This is a genomic window from Cerasicoccus maritimus, assembly GCA_031296935.1.
In the GTDB taxonomy this organism is placed as follows: Bacteria; Verrucomicrobiota; Verrucomicrobiia; order Opitutales; family Cerasicoccaceae; genus Cerasicoccus; species Cerasicoccus maritimus.
Genome location: JAVDPD010000030.1, coordinates 1 through 21,757 on the forward strand (window position 1 = coordinate 1; position 21,757 = coordinate 21,757).

Consider the following 21,757-nt stretch of genomic DNA (forward strand, 5'->3'; position numbering starts at 1 on the left):
AACGAAAATAGCCTGACACTTTAATCGACCAGACAGCACGATCTGTCAGATCAGATCGTGGCTACTACAATTAAAGGTGCATTTGGAGAAGGCTTTGATGCCAGCACTTATCTCAATCGGTTTTTCGATTTTGAATTTGGTTTGCCACGAGGTGATTTTAAAGCGTTTGCAAAAAGAATTACCGTAGAAAGGATTGCAAGGTTGGTTGACAATGAAAGAGAGATAGACCCCAGCACGGTTACCTGTTTTGCGGAGTTCTTCAGCCATCATACATACGATAGAGATCTGATAATAAGAGATGGAAATAAATCTCTGCAGATTACGCCACGTGATGTTGAAAGGATTTTGAATCGCTTCAGTATTTTTATCGGCACGCTGGCACCCAGTAGCTTTTTGGTTCAGAGAACAGGATTTATAATTATTGCTGGCCTTTTGACTAGTGAGAAAAATCGTATCATTGATGCTCTCCGCTATTGTCGAATGGGAGCCCCAGCAATAGATGCCATCGTGCGTGCAACTTGTCATAGTGATACCGTCAGTGAGATTAGCGCGAGCCTTGCAGCGATTTTTCTCCCAAACGTTAATCATGAGCAGCATAAACATATGGCACGACATGGGTTCTCCACAGGAGACATTACACAATACGCTAACGAAGTAAAATTGCACAACCTGAGCCCTGCTAGAATCCGTGATGCGTATTCTTTTGCACTCCAAAGCCTCCCCATTGAACACGTTGATGGCGGTAAAATTTCTGACCATATAAGTGGTGAAGTAATTCGTCATCCCTCAGACTCCTAGCTCCAGTTCGGTCTGACACTCGCGGGCCAGGCGTTGTTTGCGGTTAAAGTGGGCTTGGATTTCCCAGGGCTCGGCGGCGCGGTAGCTTGCGCCAGTGGTATTGGCTGCCTGAGCGTCGGCCAAAACAACAAAGCCGAGCTGGTAAAGCTCAGTGGTTCGTGGCCGCAGTGACAGGATCGAAATGCCGCTACGCTCGGCGAGCTCCTCAGTGGAGCCCGGGCCGTGCTGCTGCCACGCCTCCAACACCTGAGCGCGAGACTTGCTCAAGCGCTCCTGGAGGCTTTCAAACGTGGCGTTGCGGTAATCGATCGGTTCCATGGCTTAACTGAATTGGCGTTGTTGTTCGCTGTGGCTTACTTCCAAAGGTTGAGGCGCATCCGGTTGGCTGCTTGGAGCGTTGCTTGGCGTAACGATTGCGGGAGCCCGTAGAATGTCGTCAGCTGCTGAATGCGATGGCTATCGAACCCGCAGTGCTGCCAGTATTGCGGATCTTCGCTGCAGGCGGCCTTGGCCGCGTCGCGCCATTGTTCGTTGGGCTCACGGTGGCCGGTGGGACCGGCGCCGCGTTCGCGTGCTGGGTTTGGTTTATAATTCGGGTCGGGAAAAATGCCCTGGTAGCCGTTGGCGATGCTGTGTTCGATCGCAGCGATCGCCGCCTCGGGGCCGAGGGTGGCGAGCTTCTTCAAGGCCATGCGTTGGGCGCGATCGGTGAAACGCTTGCGCATCTCAGAGCGATGGGCTTTCCACTCTTCCCAGGCGTCCTTAAAAGGCGCGGTGCAGAGCTCTTTCGGAATGATGACGTGCTCGGCCACAATTAAAACGGATCCGCTGACTTGGTGATTACTTTGTAAGGCAAAGTTGCCTGCTTGATCTTGGGCTTGGCTCGGGACTTCGCCCGGGCGCCGCCGACGCGGCGACGATTGCGAACAGTGAAGAGTAAGCTCCAGAGTTGCTTGGGGCTGGCGGCATCGAGGGCGCACTTGAACTGCCGGCGGCAGATCGCGCCCGGGTAGCCTGGGAAGTCCAGATTGCGCTCGTCGCAGCTGGCTTTGATGTTGTTGAGGGTCTGCAGCTGCTCTTCGTCGGCGTGGCGGAGGAGGTTTTTTAACGCGTCGCCACTGTCGCCGGCCAAGTCCTGGAAGTGCGCCAGGAGTCGCAGGTAATGCTCCTCGCTGACGGCTTGCGTGAGACTGCTGATGCCGATGCATTGCTGCTGCTCCAGCTGACGCCAGAGCTCGAAGATCTTGCTCTTCGACAGTTCAGGATTCCGCTCCAGCCAGTCGTCGCGTCGGGACTCGTTGGAGTCCCAAGCGCGGCGAGCAGCCTGGCAGATGCGCATCTTCTGGGTGTTACTGAGGAGTTGCATGGCGTTTAAGTTGCGAGTTACGAGTTGCGAGTTTTGAGTTCGTCAGGATTGGGATTGCTACCGAGTGCATCGCGCCAAGCGCTTTTCCATCCCTTGCCAACTCCAAGCGGCTCGACCGTGAGGGCGTCCCGCAAAAATCCTACGACGCACATTCCGTCGTCGCGGCGACGGACCGCGACACCTCGGGGTCCGAGGTGGCAGCGGGCAATCGCGTTGGCTTCCTTCGCATTCATGACCTAGGCGGCCGTGGCCTTCTTGGGTTCGGCTTTACCGAGGTCGACCTTGGCGGGCTTCACGTTGAAGCTGATGTTGCGCTTGCGGGTGACGCCGAGGTCGAGGAGTTCGTCGTCGCTCAGGGCGCCGAGGGCTTCCTTGTTGGGCTTGATCTCGATGCGGGTCAGCTCGTCCTGTTGGTGCGCTTTCTCGATCTGGCGCAGCGTGAAGGCTTCGTTACCGATTTCCAGGGAGACGCCCTCGGTGCGCTTGACGACTCCGTGAACGAGCTTGAGCGACTTTGCTTTCTCGAACCACTGCGGGTTGCGCTGGCAGGCTTCGGCGACAGAGTTTTGCGCCGCTTCGATCGCGGCGGAAATGTCGTCGTGCTGCGCGCGGTAGCGGTCTTTGATCGCGAGGATCTCGGAGTCGCAGTCGGCCTGCAGGGCTTCGAGGCGGTTCTGGCCTTCGGCAATGACCGATACCAGGTCGGACAGGTTTTGATAGTCGGGTGTTTCGGTGATCTTTGTTTTCTTAGGCATGGTTCCGTGTTGGTGCGTTGTGAGTTGCGAGTTGCGGGGTGTGGGTTGAGTTAGGCGACTTCGCCGCGGCGGCCGGAGCGATCGGCGAGCTGGTGACAGATGTCGATAACCCGCTGGCCGGTGATCTCGGTTTGCGATTCGATGAAGGTGGCGTCGGCCACGTCGACGACGTCGGCGACAAAGGACAGATTGCCGTTGGCCTGACGACGGGCAGGATGCTGCGGGCGACGTCCTTGGCGTGGCCGTTGAAGCCTAGGCATTTCTTGAGATAGATTTCGACGTCCTCGGCGGTGGTGCCTTTGGCGTAGGTGTCGAAGATCGGCTTGATCGTCCGGCGCATCAGCTGGCGGGCCTCGGCGTGAGCGTCGTCACTGGCGAGCACAACGCGGCGCCACAGCGTTGGATACGCCAGGATGACGAAGCGGCACGGCGTTTCGTTGACCAGCGTCTTGATGATCTTGAGCAGGACGACGCCGCCGTCGTGGGCCTCATCGATAAAGATGGTCTTGGGCTCGGCCTTGAGTTTTTCGACAACGCTGTCGAGCTGGTCATCGGACGAGACGCGCTCCTCCACACCAATGACGCGACTGATGCCGCGGAGGATCTGCAGCTCGCGATTTTTCCAAGTTGGCCGGCAAACAACGTAAGCCGTTTCCTTGGGATGCTTGGCGCAGGTGTGGCGGGCGCAGACGCTCTTGCCCGCGCCTTCGTTGGCGAGCATGACGATGACGCGGCGGTCGCTTTTGCGTCCAGTCAGCAGCCGGTAGCGCACGTAAAAATCGCGGTAAACCGGCAGGTCTTCCCAAACGTTTTCGACGGGCGAACCGCCATCGAGCTCGGCGACCATGGCGCGGAGACGCGGCAAGGTTTTGCTGATGCTCACTTCCTCGTATTTGCCTTCGAGGAGGCGATAAGTCCAGGTGCGCTCGCTGGTGAGGTATTGATTGTAGCGCGCCACAAAATCCCGTGGCGACAGGCCGAGGGCTTCCTGATGCCGCTTGATGCGGGCGATCAGCGCCTCCAGCTCTTCGAGTTGTTCTTGTTTCGTGCTCATTGTGTTCCGTGGTTCGTTTTAAAAAAGTTAGTAATCCACCGTCGCGAAGAGCGGGTTGCTGCGGCGGGTTGGTTTGCTCGGCTTGCGTTCGTTGCGCTGCCCAGTTGATTGGCCGCCACGTTCGCTGGCTCCGGCGGCATGCCGGCTCTCCGGTGCAGCGGGACGCTGCTGCCCTTGCTTGATCTCGGCAACGTTGCCGCGGCCGTCGCGGATGTGGTGCGTGGTCTTGGCGGCGGACTGGCGGCGGCCGAATGGCGAGATCTCGCGGTAAAGCAGGCGGCAAAGTTTCTGGTAGCGTGACTTGCGATCGAAGCCATCGCGGGATTCTGCGTTGCGGCGATCGGCGAGCGAAAACTGCGGGACGTTGTCCACCGGCTCAGCGATGCCGATGAACTCACCTTCGCGCAAGCCGAGGCGGTTGCGGGCGCCATCGCGGGGCTCGGCGTTGATCAGGGCGGCGCCGCGCTCGGGGTCGGCGGGATCGAAGGCGACCTTGACCTTCCAGCCGGTGCCGAGGCGGGCCAGCTCTTCATGGAAGAACCAGTAACGCGCGCCAAACTCCTCGCAGCGAATCGACACCAGGCCACCGCTGACGGAGACGACGCGGATCTCCGGCTGGACGCGCCAGGACTCTTCCAGCGTGGGCTGGCGGAGCGGGTGCTGGCCGACGTGGCGATGCCAGATGTCGTCGGGGTTCCAGACGTCGAGGCCGTAGAGCTCGCGGGCGCGGGCCGCGTTGTAAACATCGCCTTCCAGCGGGTCGTTGTTGCAGAAGGCCAGCGCAGCGTCGATGCGGCTGGTGACTTCGGCCAAGCTGCAGAAGTGTTGGCGCGGATCCTTGCGGCCGTCGCGGCAGACCAGCCACAGCTTGTTGGCTTCCTCAAATTCGCCACGCTTGCGGCCGAGGTGGACGCCGTCCAGGGCGAGCGCCTTCTGCAGGTGGTTGAGGCGGTTTTCGATAAACTTGCCCTTGGAGGTTTGGGCGTGGGTGATCCGGCAAAGGCGGGAGTCGGCCCCGATCTCCTCGACGTCTTTGGCCTCCCAGGCGCCATGCTCAAAGCGGAGCACCTCGGGCACGCCCACGCTGTGGAATACCTGGTTGATCGCCCAGCGGATATCCTTGGCACGGTAGGCGTCGCTGTAGCGCAGCACCAGCGAGTAAGCCACGAAGCGGGCGCTGCCGATATCGATCCACGGGATGAGCTGGGCGCGGAAAGCGCGGACGCCGTGACGCGCGGCGCAGGGGTCGGCCGAGTCGGGCCAGTCGATCCAAAACGGCTCGTTGAGGTGCATGTCGTCGGCCTCAAAGCAGACGCCTGGGACGATGGGCTTCTCGGCGCCTGTGGCGTCGATGTAGGTGAGGTCGCGCGGCTGGCTGTAGCCGGCGAGGTCGAACGTTTTCGGACCACGGTGCAGGCGCTTGGACTCGACGGTGACGCGGGCCTGGCGCTTGAGCGTGGGCGTGATGGTGTGCTTACTTTTGCGGGTTTTCAAAATGACTTCGCGGACCTCGTCGGGGCAGTCCTCGCTATGGGCGAAGATCCGGAGCGCGAAGCTAACGCTGACGCGCTTGCCTGGATTGGGGTCGCTCTTGAGCACGATTTCCTGGACGCGCTGCTGCTGCGCCGGCGTCAGTTCGGCGAGCGGTTTGCGGCCTTTCTGGAAGTGCCGCGGGATCAGGCCGTCGAGGCCTTCCTGCTCATAGGCGCGACGGTAGCGGCTCAGCGTGGCCGCGCTCTCGCCCAGCAACGCAGCCGCGCGGTTCTGGCTGTGGCCCTGCTCGTTGGTCAGATTGAGCAAGGTCACGACCAGGTCGCGGCGACGTTGGGCTTCGATGAGGGCGCGGTCTTCGGGAGTCATTAGTATTCGATTACGTGGGTTACGGTTTCGGGTTTGCGCGTGCCTTCGGGGATCTCGGTTTCCGGCGTCTTGTTGAGATTCGCCAGCAAGGTCTTGTTCTCGGCAGTCCAGGCAAACGGGTTCTTGGCGCGGCGGACGGTGGCCTTGTCGCTGAAAAACTTTTCCTTCAACAACTCGGCGACGTGATCGGCATCGCGAGCCCAGGTGCAGCTGATGCTGTACTGAGCGCCGACGCCGATCGCATACCAGGTGCAACCATCGTTGCGGGTGCGGACAAAGAGTTGGCTCCTAGGCATTGTCTTTCCCTTCAATTTCCAGACGACCGTAGGACTGCTTTCGTTTTACTGCCGGCGATGGTTGCTCCAGGCCTTCGCGATTGCGGCCGACGTGGCTGGCGAGCATCCGTAGGCCGGCCAGGATGCGGTTTGGCTGCGGGCCGGTAATGGCGATCGAATCGCCGCTACGCAGGCGGACCGCCGCGGTGTAGTGACCGCGACGGTTGCATGCTGATAGCGTAATGTGCGGATCTTCGCTCATTGTTTGGCGGGCACGCTGTTGTCGAGTGCCGTAGCAATGAAGTTGGAGCGGTTGCGGTTTTCCGCCGCCGCTGCTGCGTCAATGCGATCGATGAGCTCCTGGGGGAGGCTGATCGAGATTTGTGTCTTACCAGGCGCGCGGCCGTTGTTCTTGTTGGTTCCTTTGCTCATGTTCTATCCGTGGTTGTGGGTTAGCTCGGGACTCGTGACCCGTAGGCGGGCGTCGAGGCCGAAAAAGTCAGAGAAGATCACCACGCAGCGGAGGCTCTGCAGTTGATTTGCATGAAAGCCGCAGTGGACGGCGAAGCTGTCTTTGGTGACGTGGAAACTCACCTCGCCGATCCGGAGCTCGACCGTGACGACGTTGACGCCACGACGCCGGCAGATCGCCAAAGCCTCTTCCGCCGTGATGTCGATCCACTCCCCCAGCGGCGGCAACGGCACCGGCAACGTGCCGTTGCATCCAGAGGCGCCTGCGGCGCGGGGCTTGTCTGGCGCAAGGCTACTCATCGCAAGACCTCGCTGTTTGTAATTGCCGCCCCACAAAAAAAAGGGTTGGATGGCAGCATGACGGCATGGGAAATTATTAAGGACATTCCAACATGGGTAGGTATCGTAGCCGGAACCATTATCACTGGTGGGTTTGCCGTATTAACCGCCATGATTGCTAGGAATGGGACTTTGAAGGCTAAGCAGATGGAAATTGACGCTACTCGTGAAGCCGTTCCGAAGCTGAATTTGGCTAGCCCTAGCGATAAAAGGCCGCTGCTAATCACATATCTATACGCACTAGACAAACGCAATAAGGCAGCTAACGAAGCAATTGCACCGTGGCTAAATGTTGCCTCAATCAGAGAATCATTTTTAACAGCCCGAAAGAAGTATGAACGGCAGTTGATGTGTGATCGTTTGAAGCGTTTCGCGCTGCTTTTTATCCTGCCTACAAGCTCAATTCTTCTGGGATTGAATATGGAACAACTGAATGACATGGGAAACATCGGTTTAGCAATTAGGGCCATACTAGGAATGTGCATTGGTGGGTCGCTGGGTAGCCTACTTGCGACGTGTTATTTGTTTACTACTGTAAGTTATGATTTCGCTTTTAAGCCGGAAGACTCAGGTTCAGCTCCGACTTCAGCTCATCCGGAAGCTCCGCCAGCAGACCAGTGACTTGCTTCACGGCTTCCTTGCGTTCGACTTCGTCGAAGTCGTTCCAGCTTGGCGACTGAGGCCCAGCCGCTGATGAAGAGATCGAGCTGGCGGCTCGTGGGGCGCTCTTTGCCCTTGGTTGCTTTGCGGCCGGCGAGGCCTGCGATCACCGCGCCCAGGCCGCTGCCTTCGATGAAGATCGCCTCCTCGATGTCGGGGCGCAGATCGGGGTCTTTCGCGATCTCGTTGTGGATCTGCTGGGCGTAGAAAAACAGGGAGCGGGACACGCCGAGCGAGGCCGCGATTTCCTCGGCGGTTTTACCGTAGTCCACTGAGTGGACTGCGGAGTCGGCGCTCTGGCGCAGGGCGTTGAGCTGGCGTTGGCGGGCCTCGGCGACGGCGGGCTCCAGCAGCGGATAGGCGCTGTAGGCCAAGGCGGACTTCGACAGGTGGCGGCGGAGGATCAGGCCGGCGAGGATGCGGGCACATGTATTTCGTCCGCGTGATCGTCCGCCTGAAAACTGGCAATCCCGACATCCTCAAGAAGATCATCGAGCCGGCGCTGTCGCTTCCCCACGGGCTGAAGCTCGGCAAGCTCTGCGTCGACGCCACCAACGAACGTTTCTTTGCGGCCAGTCTGAAAACGTCGCTCGCTGGCAGCGTCATCGTCGAGCCAGTCGTCAACAGCGAGTCGATCGAATACCTAGGCCAGTCGATGTCTTACAAAAGCTACCTGGGCAACCTGATGATCGAAACCTTCGACGATGGCTACATCGCGCTACCCAACGAGCAGTGGATCAAAGACGACCTGCGCCGCGTTATCCAGGACAAGGGCACCTTCGATTGCGAGCTCGGCGAAAACGGCGAGCACGGCGACGTCTTCGACGCCATCAAGCTTTCCATCCATGCCCTCCGCGGCAAAGGCGGCCCCGTCAGCGCGGCCGCAGCGCCCGCCGGCCATGGCGATCTCCACCAGGGCGGCCAACGCCCGGGCATCAAGAACCCACTTCTGCGCAAAATCCGCCGAAAAATCAGCATGTACCAACGATGAGCAAACTTTCTTTAAGCAGCCGCTTCCGTGTTCTTGTCTCCGGCAAGATTCCGGAAAAAACCATCCCAACCACCGCCGCCACGCCACGCTGGCGCCGCCTGGGCGATGAACCGCGCTCCACGGCCGAGGATCTCGACGTCGATCGCCTCCACGCGATTCTGGAATCCGCCGAGCACGGCCAAGTCAGCGACCTTTTCGCGCTCTACCGCGACATCCTCGCCAGCGACAGCCACCTGCAAGCCGAGTTTGCCAAGCGAAAGCTCGCGATCATTGGCGACGCGCTTTCCGTCCAGCCGATCGACGACGGCGAATCTGCCGACGAAGAGGCCGCCGAGCTCGTTGAAGACCAAATCCAATGCCTCACCGCGTGGCCTCACGCCTTGGCCCACTTGCTCGACTCGACCCTTTGGCCGGTCGCCGTCCTGGAGAAGGTTTACCGTCCATCCTCCAAGCCCGGTCTGCGTTACGAGCTCGCCGAACTGGTTCCCGTGCCGCATCAGCTCCTGGATTATACCACCGGCCGAATGATGATCCGCAATGTGGATCCGGAAACGAAGGCCACGCTACAAACCTACCACGAGCCGGATCCAAATCGCTACATCGTTCACCGCGGGCACATCCTTTCCTTGCCGGATTATTGGGGCGGCCCGATGCGATCGCTGGTTTTCTGGTGGTTGCTCTCGGCAATGGATCGCACCTGGTGGGCCAACTTCCTGGACAAATACGGCACGCCGTTCCCCGTGGGCAAGTTCGACCGCAACGACGACGCCGGCCGCTCCGTCCTACAGCTGGCTTTCCAGTGGGCCAAAAAACTCGGCGGCCTCGTCGTCACGAAGGAGACCGAAGTCGAGCTACTCGAAGCCGGCCGCGCCGATGCCGGCGACGCCTACGAGAAATTTTACTCCATCTGCCAGCGCGAGAAGTCGAAACTCATCCTTGGCCAGACCCTTTCCGCGGAAGCACAGTCGACCGGCCTCGGCTCGGGCGTCTCCAAGCAGCAGGAGAGCGTCCGCCAGGACATTCGCCAGTTTGATGGCCTGCTCCTCGGCTCCACGCTCCGCGACCAACTCTTCCGGCAGTTCCTGCTCATCAATGGCAAGAAGGGCGACGTCCCGACCTTGGCCTGGGGCTCGGAGTCGATCGAAGAGAGTAAAGCACTCTCCGACATCCTGACTTCGCTCAGCAACGCCGGGATCCACGTCGCCGACGAAAGCCTTCCAGTCCTCTCCAAGCGCATCGGTCTCACTCTGGAGCGCAAACCGCAACCAGCGGCGCTTCAGTCGGCACAGCCAGCCGAGCAACAGCAGCAGGCACTTAGCGAGAAAGCGCTAAAAGAAAATCAGCAAGCCGAGGAAGATCGTGATTTTCGTTCTCTGATGGCAAATGCCGAAATCGTGGGGCCCAAGCTTCGCGCGCTCGCCGCACAATCGCCCGAGGATCCGGAAGACGCCATCATCCGCAACACAACTGCGGACCTCTCGCAGGTGTTCCGCGGTAGCCTTGCACCGGTTCGGCAGTTGATTCGCGAAAGCGAGTCACCGGAAGACCTGGAAGCAAAACTGCGGACCTTCTACACCGATTGGCAGCCCGGCCGCGTCCAGGTTCTAATCACCGAAGCCCTGACCGCCTTCCTCGCCAACGGCGTCTCAACGGCCGAAAGTTGATTTTCCTGCACGATCGACGATCACGACCCTTTTTTCTAAATGCGTTCCTGTGGTCGACCTCGACCCTTTTCATTTATTCTGCATCTGGGATGATCGCCGATCGGCGGCCTTTTTTTGAAATACCTCTGATCCCTTATATTACCTAGCCGTACGCTATCTGGCGCTATTTCACCTTTTCCGCCTAGTGCTGTTGATAGTCGCATTCCTCGCAGAATCCCTCCCCCCCTTTCTCCCCCTCTGGGCGGAAAAATTGGGATTCGTGGGCACACTGGCTTGCATTGGGTGTCGTTCATTGTCTCACTGCTTCTTTCCACGATGCCCTGGTATTTGTATCTAGCGATTAAACAACTGTTTCCGACCGGAAGGGCGGCATCGTTTTTCGCGTGGATATCCATCACCGGCGTCGCGCTCGGGGTGGCGATTTTGATCGTCTTCGCCAGCGTGATGAACGGCCTCGGCGACCGCATCCGCAGCAAGGTCGAGGAAACCTTCGGCCACGCCCACGTGTTTACCGGCAGCATCATATATGATTACGAGGCGCTGCTGGAGACCCTGCAAAATTACCCCGGCGTCACCGCCGCCACGCCCTACACCAACGGCGTGCTGATGATGCAGTATGAGAACCGGCCGTCGTTCCCGAAAATCACCGGGCTCAACCCCTGGGAAGAGAACCAGGTGATCCCGCTGGAGGATTATTTGGACATCGGCAGTATCGACGATTTCAACGACCAGAAGGTCATCATCAGCATCGGGGTCGCGCACCAACTCAAGGCCAGCGTCGGAGACGAGGTCAACCTCTACTCCCCGCTCATGCTCCAGCAGATCAAGCGCGACGAAATTCCGCTGCCAATGGAGCTTGAAGTGTGCGGCATTTTTGCATCGGGCTTTAACGAGGTGGACAACAACACCATCATCGTCACCCGCCGCACCATGCAGGAGCTTTATGGCCTCGGTGACGGCATTCACGGCGTCATGCTGCTGATTGAGGATCCCGACAACGTCTTCGAATTCACCCGCCAGTTGGAGCAGGATCTTGGCGAGGGTTATCAGTCCCTCAGCTGGATGGAGGCCAACGAAAACCTGCTGTTCCTCCTGCAGTTTGAGAAGACGATCATGCTCTTCCTGCTGTTCGTGATCCTGATCATTGCCGGGTTCTGCATTGGCGCGATTTTGATCGTAACCGCGCTCCAAAAGACGCGCGAGATTGGCCTCCTCCACGCGATGGGCGGACGCTCCCGCCAGCTCGCCGCGATCTTCTGTTTGGACGGCGTACTCGTCAGCATGATGGGCTGCATTGTGGGTACTTTATTTGGTTTTGCGCTGATTTTCTCGCGCACATTCCTGATCAAACTCATGCTCTATGCCACTGGAAAAGGAAACGCGTTTCAGGAGCATTACCCGCTACCAATCACCGACTTGCCCGTCGCTTATCAGGTAACGGACTTCGTGCTGATTTACCTGTTCTGCCTTGTCGTCGGCGCGCTGGCTGGCCTCTATCCCGCGTGGCGTGCCGCCCGCATGAAACCCTCGGACGCCATTCGTGCGGAATAAGACCATGAGTGAACCATCCGCCATCCTCGAGGCCCGCGGCCTCAGCAAAACATTCCAAACGCCGACCCGCCCCATCCAGGTCCTCGACGAAGCCAACGTCTCCCTGGCCTACGGCGAATCGCTTTCCATTCGCGGGGAGTCTGGCGCCGGCAAAACCACCCTGCTCTACCTGCTTTCCGTCCTCGAAAATCCCGACAGCGGGGAGCTCTTTTGGGCCGGTGAAGACGCCTTGAAAAAGTCCGCCGATTGGCGCGCCCGCAAACGCGCAACCTTCATGGGCTTTGTCTTTCAGGCGTATTATTTGATGCCCGAGCTGAGCGCGATTGAGAACGTGCTCCTCGCACGCCGCCTCATTGACAAGGTCCGCAGCGAAGACCGCGCCCGCGCCGAAGCCCTGCTCGAACGCGTGGGCCTCGCCGAGCGCGCCAAGCAAGTCCCCACCAAGCTTTCCGGCGGCGAAAAGCAGCGCGTCGCCGTGGCCCGCGCACTGATGAATCAGCCCCCGCTCATCCTCGCCGACGAGCCCACGGGCAACCTCGACGAGCGCACCGGCGAGCACATCATGGACCTCCTCCTCACACTTTGCGCCGAAGAGAACACGAGCCTGATCCTCGTAACGCACAACCCGGAATTCGCCAAACGAACCGACCGCGGCCTCTTCCTTCACAATGGCCGTTTCACCAGTGGCAACGAGCCGTTGCATCCATAGGCAGCGCGCCGTGACATAGACGGCAAAAGCCTATTCCTTGATCTCCAGTTTTTTGCGGGATTGTTGGAAGTAGCTGCTGCCTACAAGCGATTTGCTTACTTGCTCGTGCTGACATCCAGTTGCTCTTCGATGTTGAATGACCACCACAATTTGCACGTCATACCGCATCTCTCTTAAATTGATAGTTATAAAGTTTCATGAAGCTTTTGCAGAAGCGCATGCCCAAGCGCTGGTTCGTCATCCCGTTGCCTCTGTCTTCAACAGAGCCATAATACGCTCACGGTCTATATCGTTGCCTAAATGTCGTTTCCTCACAAAGACACTGAATCAAATATCGCGCTTATTATCTCATTTTAACCGAGGAAAGGTATTAGATAGAGAAATTTACGCAGCACGTAAATTCACGATTAAACATGACAAAAGCGCAGTGGCAACAAGCCCTGCGCTTTTTCTGTGGTCAAATTCAAATAATAACCAGCAGGCCAACATCGCCCTACAAATATTTTGGGCTTAAGAATTTTTCAACTTTGCTTCGAGCGAACGGAGTTCTTCCATGCGCTGCTCAAGCTCAGTTTCGGTTTCTTGCTGTTCCATCATCTTTTCAAACAGAGCCGCTTCGGATTCCTCAACGAAAGCTTCGCGCTCCTTCAGCTGGTCTTTGGCTTCCTGCAAGGCTTGCTCTCGCTGCTCCAACGTTTCACGGAGGTGCTCCAACGCTTGGCGTTCCTCATCAGACATCGCGGTTCCACCACTGGCTTCTTCCGAACCCGCTTCAGCCTTGGCCTTTTGAAACTCGCTCATTTTGGCGGCAAGCATTTCCTGCTTCACCTTAAGCAATGCTTCGCCCTCCCAGATATCACGTTCTCGCTCAGCTAACTTCGCTTCATACTCCGCCGCGTTGCGCTCACGTTCCAATAGATCCGCTTCGAGCTTTCGCAGGCTCTTTTCCAGTGTATCAATCTCAGCACTCGCCATCTGATCACGATCATTAAACGGCGCGCGAGTTCGACGCATGATAAGGTCGATCGTTTCCTTGGACTTCAGCGAAGCCTCAGCGGCCTGCTGAATCTTAGGCCGTAAGCTGATAACTCTTTTCTTCTGCGGTGGTTTAGGTGCAGTCATGCCTCGCGGCCCATTCATTTACGACCAAAGAGACGGGCAAAAAACCCGGGTTTCTTGCCAGAAGCCGACTCAGGTAAATCCGCCACGGCATTTTCCTTGAGATAGCGGGCAGTAATCTGAGCGCAAATACATTCTCGCTCCGGCTCATCCACAACCATGAATACACGCTCCAAGGTTTTGCCGCCTTTGATATCAATCGCAAGCTGCTTGTATTGCTCTGGAAAATAGTCGCAAATTTCCTTTAGCTTAGTTTGCAGAATGTCTTCTAATTGAGATATTTGCTCCTTGCTCAGACGCGCCTTAGACTCCTGTAACTCACTCAACTTACCGTAACTAAAGCGCTTGAGCAGCGAACATTTCTCAACATCGCTCAATTGGTTTAACAGCAGGCCAATACACTCCGGCAAATGCAGCCCGAAACTGCCGGGACGGAAAGGAATGTATTTTGCCAACGTTTGCTGGTCTTCTTGAGTTAGGGCATTGAGTAAGGCGCGGAAATCGCCCCCTATAACAATGTTTTGCGCCATATTCTGCGCGAAATGACCGAAATCTTTCAGGGTCTTGATGTCTTCGTTTTGACAGAAAGAAAGCGTGTCAGCTGACAAGCCGCTGAGCGCCATCGGAAAATCCTGCGGGATCTTGAGGCGGTTAATGTTCTTTTCAAGCGTGCGGTCAACACTCGCGTGGGCATCAACGGTCGCGACCATGTCACCAAAAGGATCATCAAAGGCCTGTGTTTCACGCAGAATATGAATGAGCAGATCGATGCGCTCTGGCATATCAGCCAAGCCAGGCAATTCTTGAAGCTCCTCCCACGTAAAATCAATGTACTTGGAGGGTGTTTCGCCGGAGCCCTTGATCGGCCACTCCTCAATTTCCAAATTCTGCGACAGACTTAGCAAATTCGTGTCAACCATCAGCGAAGTGGCGAAGGCTAAACGAATTTCATCCCAGTCATCTTTGTTATAACGAAGCGTTGGCGATTCCTCAGACATGTTCTCCTAAATATCCCGTCTAAAATAAACTTTGCAACCGACTACCAAGAAATTGCGTGACGGTCAATCTCTGCGGCGAGTCGTGCATAGTCCTTCACCACGCTATCCTCCTCCTGAGCGGCCTGCCCCACAAGGCTAACCGGCAGACCAAGAGTCACCGCACGGCGAACAACCGTGGCGTCACGGATCATAGATTCAAAAATCTTAGCATCTTGAGAAACACGGCGCTGGTTGCGGAACTGGTTCATGCGCAATTGCATACGCATTTTTGGAACTTCAATGTCCACATTTGCCTTGATCGAGTTGAAGATGATCCCGCGAACGGCTGCTGGCGGTGCCATACCTGATGTGCGGAAGCTCGCAGCACGCTTGTGAAAAAGTAGTAATTTTTCTACTAGCAGCGTGAAGCCAATCAAACTGAGGGCATCAGGATTAGATGGAACGTAGATTTCTGAGCTGGTAAACACCCCGCATTGTGATGCGTTGAGGATATTTGGCGGGCAGTCAAAAACGACGTAATCGTAATCGTCTTCAATCTCAGTTAGCTGATCGTGGATCAGCTTGTAGTGAGGCATCTGTGGATCGCCCTTGTACTCATTTTCAAGATCAACGAGGTTAAACGTCGTCGGAACGATGTCCAAACCAGGCAATACCTTCTCACCAGTTTTGCTCTGCACAACGTCCTTAACCACAATATCTTTAATGGTAGACTGACCGGGATCAAAAACAGAATACACGGAACCGGAACCGTTGATATTCAGCTTATTCCAACGATCAAGGCGCATCAGCCATATACTGGCGTTTGACTGCGTATCGAAGTCAAACAGGAGCACGCGTTTACCCTTGTGCGCCAAACAGGCGGCAGTGTTGACGATGAGCGAGGTTTTGCCCACGCCGCCTTTATAATTTAGGAAACAGATTTTACGTGGCATAGAAAAAGAGAGGAGTTAACGGGTGATTCGCAATCGAAATAGCTAGTGACGTTGAATGCAAGCTTTTCACCGTCAAAATGCTAGATATCCTCCAGCACGACAATGCGCTCATGCAGGAAGCTCTTATCGACACATTCCAGACCAAGTCAAGCCGCAGCTTTCGTGTAACATTTCAGATGTTCTTTTTTAGGTGAAATTTACGCGTTTTCCTCCACTGCGTGATTGATTGGTTAAATTAATGCTCGTAGCCCACACACTTGCTGGAAGCATTTATGCAAGTGAATCAGCCAATTTAGGGTTGAATTTACCATTTGGCCTACTTAATGTTCACGAAATAAGCGCATTAAGACGTCTGCAAAACCCATATATTATCAGGCATTATTCACAATAATCTCTACAGGAATTAGATATGAGAAAATTCAAGGTTGTTACCCGCATCACCAATTACATCTGGGCAGAATCCCCAGAAGATGCGCGGAAATTTCATGAAGACCTAATCAATAAAGGTAAAGTCACCCTCCAGAAGGATGGTGAAACAACCGTGAAGTTCTCGCGCGCGCTCGGCGTTCAATTCCTTGAAGCGCCTGAAGACATTTCCCGCTCTCGCGACCCGATCGAAAAACCACGCCCGCTCGACTGGCTGGAGATCGAACAAGACGGCATGTCGCTCATCGCGCTCGTCACCAAGCTTTCCAAGCGCCGCGTCTATTATTACGAAGCGCTGACTCAGACCCAGCGCTCGATCGACCGCGACGCATGGGCAAAGTGGGCCGGCAGCCACAAGGTACATCCAAGCTACCAGGAAAAACTGCCGCCCTTCATCATTCACGAGTGTGTGCGCATCCACCGTGAGAAAGGCCTCATCACAGACCACGGCGGCACTCCGGACTCCTCCGTCATTCTGGCTACCCTCGAAAAGTATGGGTACGAACCGGACGACTATGAGTTGCAGAACGGTTACTGGGCGGAAAACATTCTCGATAAGGAACTCAACACCTACATTCTCGAGAATTCCAGCAAGACTGGCCCTTCCGTCGGCGGCGACGAAATCGACGAGTGGGACATACAACTCGGAGACGATCTTCCAACCTTGGACGAATTGTCCAAGTAGAGTGCTCCCGTCATCTATTTACCAACCCGGCGTGCAAGCGCCGGGTTTTTTCATACCCCCATTCAACTGACGTCTGCGGCCCGCAAAAAAGGTTCATCGTCAAAGACGGGATAGCGCGGAGCGAAGAAGCTAGAGATAAAGCTCTCACACCAACCATCCAGCTTCAAACCTCGCTTTCCCAAAGGAGATTGATAGCTTCGGTGCTCAGGGTATCGTGCTCGTGGTGTTTGGTCATCGTTGGTGCTGGTTTTTGTTTTAGCACCCTCAGTTTTCAACGGTAGCCCGATGCCGCTCAATGCCAAGCGAAACACTTCCTTCCCTGGGAGGGAACCGCGTATTCAGACCACTACTTACGATTTACAGACGATTTGTTGCACCACCGCCACCGAGGTCAGCAAGTTAAGACACGTTACAATATTTGACGGTCGCGAATGCGTACAATGGAAAACGCCGGAGTTACCTCCGGCGCCGTATAAAGTAAATTATGAGCTGGATGTGACCGCGGCTCCGTATGGAGGCCCAATCAGCTGACGATGAGGATTACTCGTCGCCGTCGTCGCCAATGGCTTCGACCGGGCAGCCTTCAAGCGCCTCCATGCATAGGTCGATGTCGTCCTGAGCTTGCGGCTGCTTGACGACATAAGAATAGCCACCATCGTCGCTGCGCGCAAAGTAGTCAGGCGCGGTTTCACGGCAGAGATCACAATCGATGCACTGCTCGTCCACATAAAATTTACCGGTAACGTTCTCCGGCCACTTGTCATTGATATCAGCCATAAAAGGAAAAAATGTGAGATTCGGAGCCTCGAAGTCAAGCGGGCAGTTTCTAAAATAAGCAGGACTTCCGAAGTGATTACAAATCGTCGATCGCGCCGATCTGCGCCAGGTGCGAAATGTCCCCCCAAGTATGGAGCAGCCAACGACCATCTTCGAAGAAAAACTCATTGAAGGCGGCGTTAACGAATTTGTAGGCACGCGTACTCTCGCAGGGGATGCCGATGGCGTGGCGCAGAAACATGCCAAGGATGCCGCCATGCGTGACCACACAGACGGTTTGTCCGTCAAAGCACTTGGCAATGGAGTCGAACGTGTTGCCAGCGCGGTGAAAGACATCGCGCAAACTTTCACCTTCTGGAATCACGTAATCGACGCCACCGTGGAGGTAGCCCTCCTCTTCACGGGGAAACTTAACCGCCGCTTCCGCTCGGGTGTAACCCGCGAGGATGCCGAAGTTTCGCTCGCGTAGCCCCGCGTTCTGCTCCCAGAGCGTATCCGGATGATACTGAGCAATGGCGCGGCAAGTATCCACCGCTCGCCCGAGGTCGCTGGAGATGATGCGGTCGAACTTGAAGCTCTTCAAACGTTCGCCAATGGCGTCAGCCTGGCGACGGCCCTTCTCGGTTAACGGTGAATCCTGTTGCCCCTGATAGCGATGCTGAATGTTCCACTCAGTCTCGCCGTGGCGGATAACGATTAAACGCATGGCTGGTAAGGAAAAAGATTAAAGGAAAAAGGAAAAAGCTAAGAGGCAACTTGGTAAGTTCTGAATGCCCCCTTTAATCTTTTTCCTTTCTCCTTTTTCCTTAAATGTGAATCGCTTCGTTGTGGGTGGCCGCTGCGGCTTCCATGAGCGCTTCCGAAAGCGTCGGGTGCGCGTGGATCGTGCCGTGGATTTCTTCCCAAGTCGCTTCCAACTCCATGCCCAGCGCGTATTCTGCGATGAGCTCAGTTGCTTCGGCACCGGTGATGTGCGCGCCCAGCAGCTCGCCTTCCGGCTCGGAAACAATCAGCTTCACGAAGCCATCGGACTCCATAGCGGCTACAGCCTTGCCAGATGCGGTGAACGGGAACTTGCCGACCTTGTATTTGATTCCCTTGGCCTTCACGTCGCGCTCTGTCATGCCGATGCTGGCAACTTGCGGCTGGCAGTAGGTGCAGCCAGGGAAACGCTCGTAAGGACGCGGCTCACCGTGGCCAAACATACCATTGACAGCCTGTACGGCTTCGTAGGTAGCCACGTGAGCCAACCAGGGCGGCCCAATGATATCGCCAGCAGCATAGATGCCCTTGACGCTCGTGCGGTAGTGCTCGTCTACCTTGATGTAATTCTTAAACATCTCGAGCTTCACACGACTGGAAAGCAGCTTGTCGGTATTCGCTTGAACGCCGATAGCGACCAGCAGTGACTCAGCTTCGAGCTTCTCGGTCTTGTCACCCTTAACGGCATTGAGCGTGACCTTGCCCTCCTTGACTTCGATGTTCTCGGCCTTCGTGCCGAGCAGAACCTTGAGGCCCTGTTTCTTGAATTCCTTTTCGACGAACTTCGAGACGTCGTCGTCTTCAACTGGCAGCACACGGTCCATCATCTCAACGACGGTCACTTCGCAGCCAAAGGCGTTCAGGAAGTAGGCAAACTCCATGCCGATCGCGCCGGCGCCGAGAACGACACAGCTCTTGGGCAAATCGCGGCGGTCGAGGATTTCGCGGGCGGTCATCACCTGCTTACCGTCCTTTTCGAGACCGGGTAGCATGCGGGCGCGGCAGCCCGTGGCGATAAGGATGTTTTTCGCAGACAAGAACTCGCCCTTGCGGTCACCCGAGATTAGCTCGACCATGCCAGGCACATTGATCTGCGCTTGGCCAACAATGTAGTCGACCTTGTTCTTCTTAAAGAGGAATTCGATGCCCTTTGCCATCTTATCCGCGACACCGCGGGAGCGCTCGACCACCTTAGGGAAATCGACATCGATTTTGCCAACGGTGAAGCCGAAATCATCGGCGTGGAGCATCTTCTGGTAGAGCTCAGCGCTTTTCAGCAGGGCTTTGGAGGGGATGCAGCCCCAGTTAAGACAAGTGCCGCCTGCGCGCTCCATTTCTACGCACGCGACCTTCTTGCCCAATTGCCCGGCGCGGATCGCACCGGCATATCCGGCTGGTCCGCCGCCAATTACCACTAAATCGTAGCTGCTTGTGTCTGCCATATCTATGTTCTCCAATAATCGTATCGGTCGAAAGGCGAGCATTAATGGCCCTCAAAAGCTATACGTCAACCCTTCGACGCCACCGGAAGTAATTATTCAACCCATCACACTGGATTAGCATAACTGTCACAATACACTGTAAAAAGTCCTTGAAATAAAAACTAATGCCTCCAATTTCGATCAACGTATGCTTAGAACTTCCACTATTCTGGCCTCAGTTGCGCTTTGCAGCATTGCATCTGCTGACACCCTCGTATTGAAAAATGGCGACCGGATTACCGGCAGCCTCGTGAGCCAAGAAAATGGCGCGATTAACTTTCGCTCAGATCTACTGGGTGAATTGAGCGTTCCGGAAGACCAAGCAACCGTTGAAGTTCCGCAGGTCGCAGCACCCAGCGCAGCCGAAGCTGCCGCCGTTGCAAATGCCGCAACCACCCCCAGCTCCAAGACCTCGGGCAAAAGTGAACCGCTGTCCGCCGAAAAGCAGGAGAAGGTCGATATGGTCACCCAATCCATCAAGGACGCGCAAAGTTGGCTTGATGAAAATGTCATCCCAGAAGGTTGGTCAGGCAAGATGTCATTTGGCTTCAGTTACTTGGAGTCAAACACTGACACCACTGCGATCAATTTTGACCTGAACGGCAAGAAAAACGCTGCCCCGCATCACTACGCCTTTGACATTTACTATGATTACAGTCGCCAAACTCAGACCAATGGCGGAGTTAACAAAAACCTCGACCAATACGGCGCAGAGTTCACCTACGATCACGACATCAACGAGTGGATGTTCTTCAACTCCAGCGCTAGCTACCTGAAGAACATGGTCAAAGACATTCGCCATCAAGCTGACCTCGACCTTGGCCTTGGCTTCCATGTCATCAACAACGAGGATATGACCTTGGATATCATCCCAGCCTACACGCTCCAATATAAGGACGCCGAAGGCGTTTCCCAAAAATGGTATAACTTAGCCACGATCAAGGAATCTTACGTTTACCACTTTAGCGAAATCGTCCGCTTCGAACAAACCGCCTATGGCAGTGTTGAGCCCGGTGACACCAAGAACTACCAGTATGGCTTCACCGCAGCGCTCATCAGCAAGCTGGCAGACTGGGTAGAAGCAAGCATCGCCTACGAGCTGACCTACGACAACACCGTTGGCACAGGCGGCGTCAAGCGCGAACAACAGATCATCGCTGGCATCGGCATCCCCTACTAATCGATATATTTTTCTGAAAAAAATTAAGGCGTTCTTGAATCACAAGGACGCCTTTTTTCTTTATCCCGTTTCCTGAAATCTGTTTCCTCCATCCATGTCAGAAAACCTTCGCCTGGACGGTCGCACCTGCGACCAACTTCGCCCCATCACCTTTGAACCCGGCATCGCGCCAAATGCGACTGGCTCTGTGCTCGTCAGCTTTGGCAATACGCGCGTCATTTGCGCCGCCACGATCGAAAAACGTGTCCCCGGCTGGATGAACGCCCAAGGCGTCGAGGGCGGCTGGATTACCGCGGAATATTCAATGCTCCCCTACTCCACCCTCGACCGCAAGCAGCGCGACAGCTCCCGGGGCAAGGTCGACGGCCGCACCGTTGAGATTCAGCGCCTCATTGGCCGCTCCATGCGCGCCGTGGTTGACCTGAAGAAGCTGCCAGGCATGACACTCTGGATCGACTGCGACGTCCTCCAAGCCGACGGCGGCACGCGAACCGCCTCAATCAGCGGTGCATGCGTCGCCGCCAAACTCGCAATTAAGCGCCTCATGGCTGACGGCGTACTGGCCGAAGACCCGATGCCCAACACCGTTGCCGCAGTCAGCGTGGGCATCTGGCAAGACCTCGAAGTGCTCGACCTACCCTACGTCGAAGACCGCGACGCGGATGTGGATTTCAATGTGGTGATGACCAGCATCGGCGAGTTTGTTGAAGTTCAGGGAACCGGCGAAGAGGCAACCTTTACCCAGGCTCAGCTAGATGGACTGCTCGCGCTAGCCAAAAAAGGCATCCTCGAAATCAGTGAATCACAGGCAGCTGCATTAGTTTAATTAATTATATTCATTTTTTGAACAGGCTGACAATTTAAGCCAATATGGCATCAAAAAACGCACTAATAGGACTGGTTA

General features: G+C 56.0%; 27 protein-coding genes and 1 pseudogene. 9 read left to right on the forward strand and 19 right to left on the reverse strand.

The genetic code is table 11. The annotated features are described in order from the left end of the window. The first annotated feature begins 57 nt into the window (after positions 1-57). Positions 58-798 (forward strand): hypothetical protein, encoded by a 741-nt coding sequence (locus RBB62_RS16555; RefSeq protein ID WP_309400196.1) that lies wholly within the window; start codon positions 58-60, stop codon positions 796-798. On the opposite strand, the gene RBB62_RS16560 is transcribed toward RBB62_RS16555, so the two are convergent. The 12 genes and pseudogenes from RBB62_RS16560 to RBB62_RS16615 form a co-directional block, all read right to left on the reverse strand. Next, complete coding sequence (locus tag RBB62_RS16560; RefSeq protein ID WP_309400197.1) at positions 787-1,116, reverse strand: hypothetical protein; 330 nt, start codon at positions 1,114-1,116, stop codon at positions 787-789. The genes RBB62_RS16555 and RBB62_RS16560 overlap by 12 nt on opposite strands. 35 nt (positions 1,117-1,151) lie before the next feature. After that, complete coding sequence (locus RBB62_RS16565) at positions 1,152-1,610, reverse strand: hypothetical protein (RefSeq protein ID WP_309400198.1); 459 nt, start codon at positions 1,608-1,610, stop codon at positions 1,152-1,154. 2 nt (positions 1,611-1,612) lie between these two features. Further along, complete coding sequence (locus RBB62_RS16570) at positions 1,613-2,164, reverse strand: hypothetical protein (protein ID WP_309400200.1); 552 nt, start codon at positions 2,162-2,164, stop codon at positions 1,613-1,615. 17 nt (positions 2,165-2,181) lie between these two features. Next, positions 2,182-2,397, reverse strand: a complete 216-nt coding sequence (locus tag RBB62_RS16575) for a hypothetical protein (RefSeq protein ID WP_309400202.1) — start codon at positions 2,395-2,397, stop codon at positions 2,182-2,184. Positions 2,398-2,400: 3 nt separating this feature from the next. Beyond that, positions 2,401-2,919: a host-nuclease inhibitor Gam family protein gene (locus RBB62_RS16580; protein ID WP_309400203.1), complete on the reverse strand. Its 519-nt coding sequence runs from the start codon at positions 2,917-2,919 to the stop codon at positions 2,401-2,403. Continuing rightward, on the reverse strand, positions 2,912-3,973 hold the full coding sequence (locus RBB62_RS16585; RefSeq protein ID WP_309400205.1) for an AAA family ATPase: 1,062 nt from the start codon (positions 3,971-3,973) through the stop codon (positions 2,912-2,914). The genes RBB62_RS16580 and RBB62_RS16585 overlap by 8 nt, the downstream gene beginning before the upstream one ends. Positions 3,974-4,000: 27 nt before the next feature. Continuing rightward, entirely contained in the window at positions 4,001-5,467 is a 1,467-nt protein-coding gene (locus RBB62_RS16590; RefSeq protein WP_309400206.1) for a hypothetical protein, read from the reverse strand. Positions 5,468-5,692: 225 nt separating this feature from the next. Continuing rightward, a pseudogene (locus tag RBB62_RS20325) lies at positions 5,693-5,833 on the reverse strand (hypothetical protein); the annotation flags it as partial. Beyond that, complete coding sequence (locus RBB62_RS16600) at positions 5,833-6,129, reverse strand: hypothetical protein (protein WP_309400209.1); 297 nt, start codon at positions 6,127-6,129, stop codon at positions 5,833-5,835. The pseudogene RBB62_RS20325 and the gene RBB62_RS16600, both read right to left, overlap by 1 nt. Beyond that, positions 6,122-6,370, reverse strand: a complete 249-nt coding sequence (locus RBB62_RS16605; RefSeq protein WP_309400210.1) for a hypothetical protein — start codon at positions 6,368-6,370, stop codon at positions 6,122-6,124. The genes RBB62_RS16600 and RBB62_RS16605 overlap by 8 nt, the downstream gene beginning before the upstream one ends. Beyond that, on the reverse strand, positions 6,367-6,540 hold the full coding sequence (locus tag RBB62_RS16610) for a ribbon-helix-helix domain-containing protein (RefSeq protein ID WP_309400213.1): 174 nt from the start codon (positions 6,538-6,540) through the stop codon (positions 6,367-6,369). Before RBB62_RS16610 ends, RBB62_RS16605 begins: the two co-directional genes overlap by 4 nt. Positions 6,541-6,543: 3 nt before the next feature. Beyond that, the gene (locus RBB62_RS16615) at positions 6,544-6,879 is read right to left on the reverse strand and encodes a hypothetical protein (protein ID WP_309400214.1); all 336 of its coding nucleotides are present in this window, start codon (positions 6,877-6,879) and stop codon (positions 6,544-6,546) included. Positions 6,880-6,936: 57 nt separating this feature from the next. On the opposite strand from RBB62_RS16615, the gene RBB62_RS16620 reads away from it, so the two are divergent. Further along, positions 6,937-7,539, forward strand: a complete 603-nt coding sequence (locus RBB62_RS16620; RefSeq protein ID WP_309400215.1) for a hypothetical protein — start codon at positions 6,937-6,939, stop codon at positions 7,537-7,539. On the opposite strand, the gene RBB62_RS16625 is transcribed toward RBB62_RS16620, so the two are convergent. Continuing rightward, positions 7,509-7,952: a hypothetical protein gene (locus RBB62_RS16625; RefSeq protein WP_309400217.1), complete on the reverse strand. Its 444-nt coding sequence runs from the start codon at positions 7,950-7,952 to the stop codon at positions 7,509-7,511. The two genes, RBB62_RS16620 and RBB62_RS16625, sit on opposite strands and share 31 nt — an antisense overlap. Positions 7,953-8,005: 53 nt before the next feature. On the opposite strand from RBB62_RS16625, the gene RBB62_RS16630 reads away from it, so the two are divergent. The 4 genes from RBB62_RS16630 (at position 8,006) to RBB62_RS16645 (ending at position 12,493) form a co-directional block, all read left to right on the forward strand. Then, positions 8,006-8,569 (forward strand): hypothetical protein, encoded by a 564-nt coding sequence (locus tag RBB62_RS16630; protein ID WP_309400219.1) that lies wholly within the window; start codon positions 8,006-8,008, stop codon positions 8,567-8,569. Continuing rightward, positions 8,566-10,233 carry a phage portal protein family protein gene (locus tag RBB62_RS16635; protein ID WP_309400220.1) on the forward strand — a complete coding sequence of 556 codons (1,668 nt, stop codon included), beginning with the start codon at positions 8,566-8,568 and terminating at the stop codon, positions 10,231-10,233. Before RBB62_RS16630 ends, RBB62_RS16635 begins: the two co-directional genes overlap by 4 nt. Positions 10,234-10,548: 315 nt before the next feature. Further along, entirely contained in the window at positions 10,549-11,784 is a 1,236-nt protein-coding gene (locus tag RBB62_RS16640) for an ABC transporter permease (protein ID WP_309400221.1), read from the forward strand. A gap of 4 nt (positions 11,785-11,788) precedes the next feature. Next, positions 11,789-12,493: an ABC transporter ATP-binding protein gene (locus tag RBB62_RS16645; RefSeq protein WP_309400222.1), complete on the forward strand. Its 705-nt coding sequence runs from the start codon at positions 11,789-11,791 to the stop codon at positions 12,491-12,493. 510 nt (positions 12,494-13,003) lie between these two features. Here RBB62_RS16645 and RBB62_RS16650 read toward each other — a convergent pair. The 3 genes from RBB62_RS16650 to RBB62_RS16660 are packed head-to-tail and all read right to left on the reverse strand — an operon-like array spanning position 13,004 to position 15,542. Then, on the reverse strand, positions 13,004-13,615 hold the full coding sequence (locus RBB62_RS16650) for a hypothetical protein (RefSeq protein WP_309400223.1): 612 nt from the start codon (positions 13,613-13,615) through the stop codon (positions 13,004-13,006). Positions 13,616-13,629: 14 nt separating this feature from the next. Next, entirely contained in the window at positions 13,630-14,610 is a 981-nt protein-coding gene (locus RBB62_RS16655; protein ID WP_309400224.1) for a hypothetical protein, read from the reverse strand. A 41-nt stretch (positions 14,611-14,651) separates the two neighbouring features. After that, positions 14,652-15,542, reverse strand: a complete 891-nt coding sequence (locus RBB62_RS16660) for a ParA family protein (RefSeq protein WP_309400226.1) — start codon at positions 15,540-15,542, stop codon at positions 14,652-14,654. A 409-nt stretch (positions 15,543-15,951) separates the two neighbouring features. On the opposite strand from RBB62_RS16660, the gene RBB62_RS16665 reads away from it, so the two are divergent. Continuing rightward, complete coding sequence (locus RBB62_RS16665) at positions 15,952-16,653, forward strand: hypothetical protein (protein ID WP_309400227.1); 702 nt, start codon at positions 15,952-15,954, stop codon at positions 16,651-16,653. Between the two features lie 540 nt (positions 16,654-17,193). Here RBB62_RS16665 and RBB62_RS16670 read toward each other — a convergent pair. From RBB62_RS16670 to lpdA, 3 genes are all read right to left on the reverse strand, one after another. Next, positions 17,194-17,430 carry a ferredoxin gene (locus tag RBB62_RS16670; protein ID WP_309400228.1) on the reverse strand — a complete coding sequence of 79 codons (237 nt, stop codon included), beginning with the start codon at positions 17,428-17,430 and terminating at the stop codon, positions 17,194-17,196. A gap of 76 nt (positions 17,431-17,506) precedes the next feature. Next, positions 17,507-18,136 carry a histidine phosphatase family protein gene (locus tag RBB62_RS16675; RefSeq protein ID WP_309400229.1) on the reverse strand — a complete coding sequence of 210 codons (630 nt, stop codon included), beginning with the start codon at positions 18,134-18,136 and terminating at the stop codon, positions 17,507-17,509. Positions 18,137-18,236: 100 nt separating this feature from the next. Continuing rightward, a complete protein-coding gene (lpdA, locus tag RBB62_RS16680) occupies positions 18,237-19,634 on the reverse strand; it encodes a dihydrolipoyl dehydrogenase (protein WP_309400231.1) in 1,398 nt (465 codons plus the stop codon). A 187-nt stretch (positions 19,635-19,821) separates the two neighbouring features. On the opposite strand from lpdA, the gene RBB62_RS16685 reads away from it, so the two are divergent. Continuing rightward, positions 19,822-20,853 (forward strand): DUF481 domain-containing protein, encoded by a 1,032-nt coding sequence (locus RBB62_RS16685; RefSeq protein WP_309400233.1) that lies wholly within the window; start codon positions 19,822-19,824, stop codon positions 20,851-20,853. A 94-nt stretch (positions 20,854-20,947) separates the two neighbouring features. Further along, a complete protein-coding gene (gene rph, locus RBB62_RS16690) occupies positions 20,948-21,679 on the forward strand; it encodes a ribonuclease PH (RefSeq protein WP_309400234.1) in 732 nt (243 codons plus the stop codon). Positions 21,680-21,757: the final 78 nt, after the last annotated feature.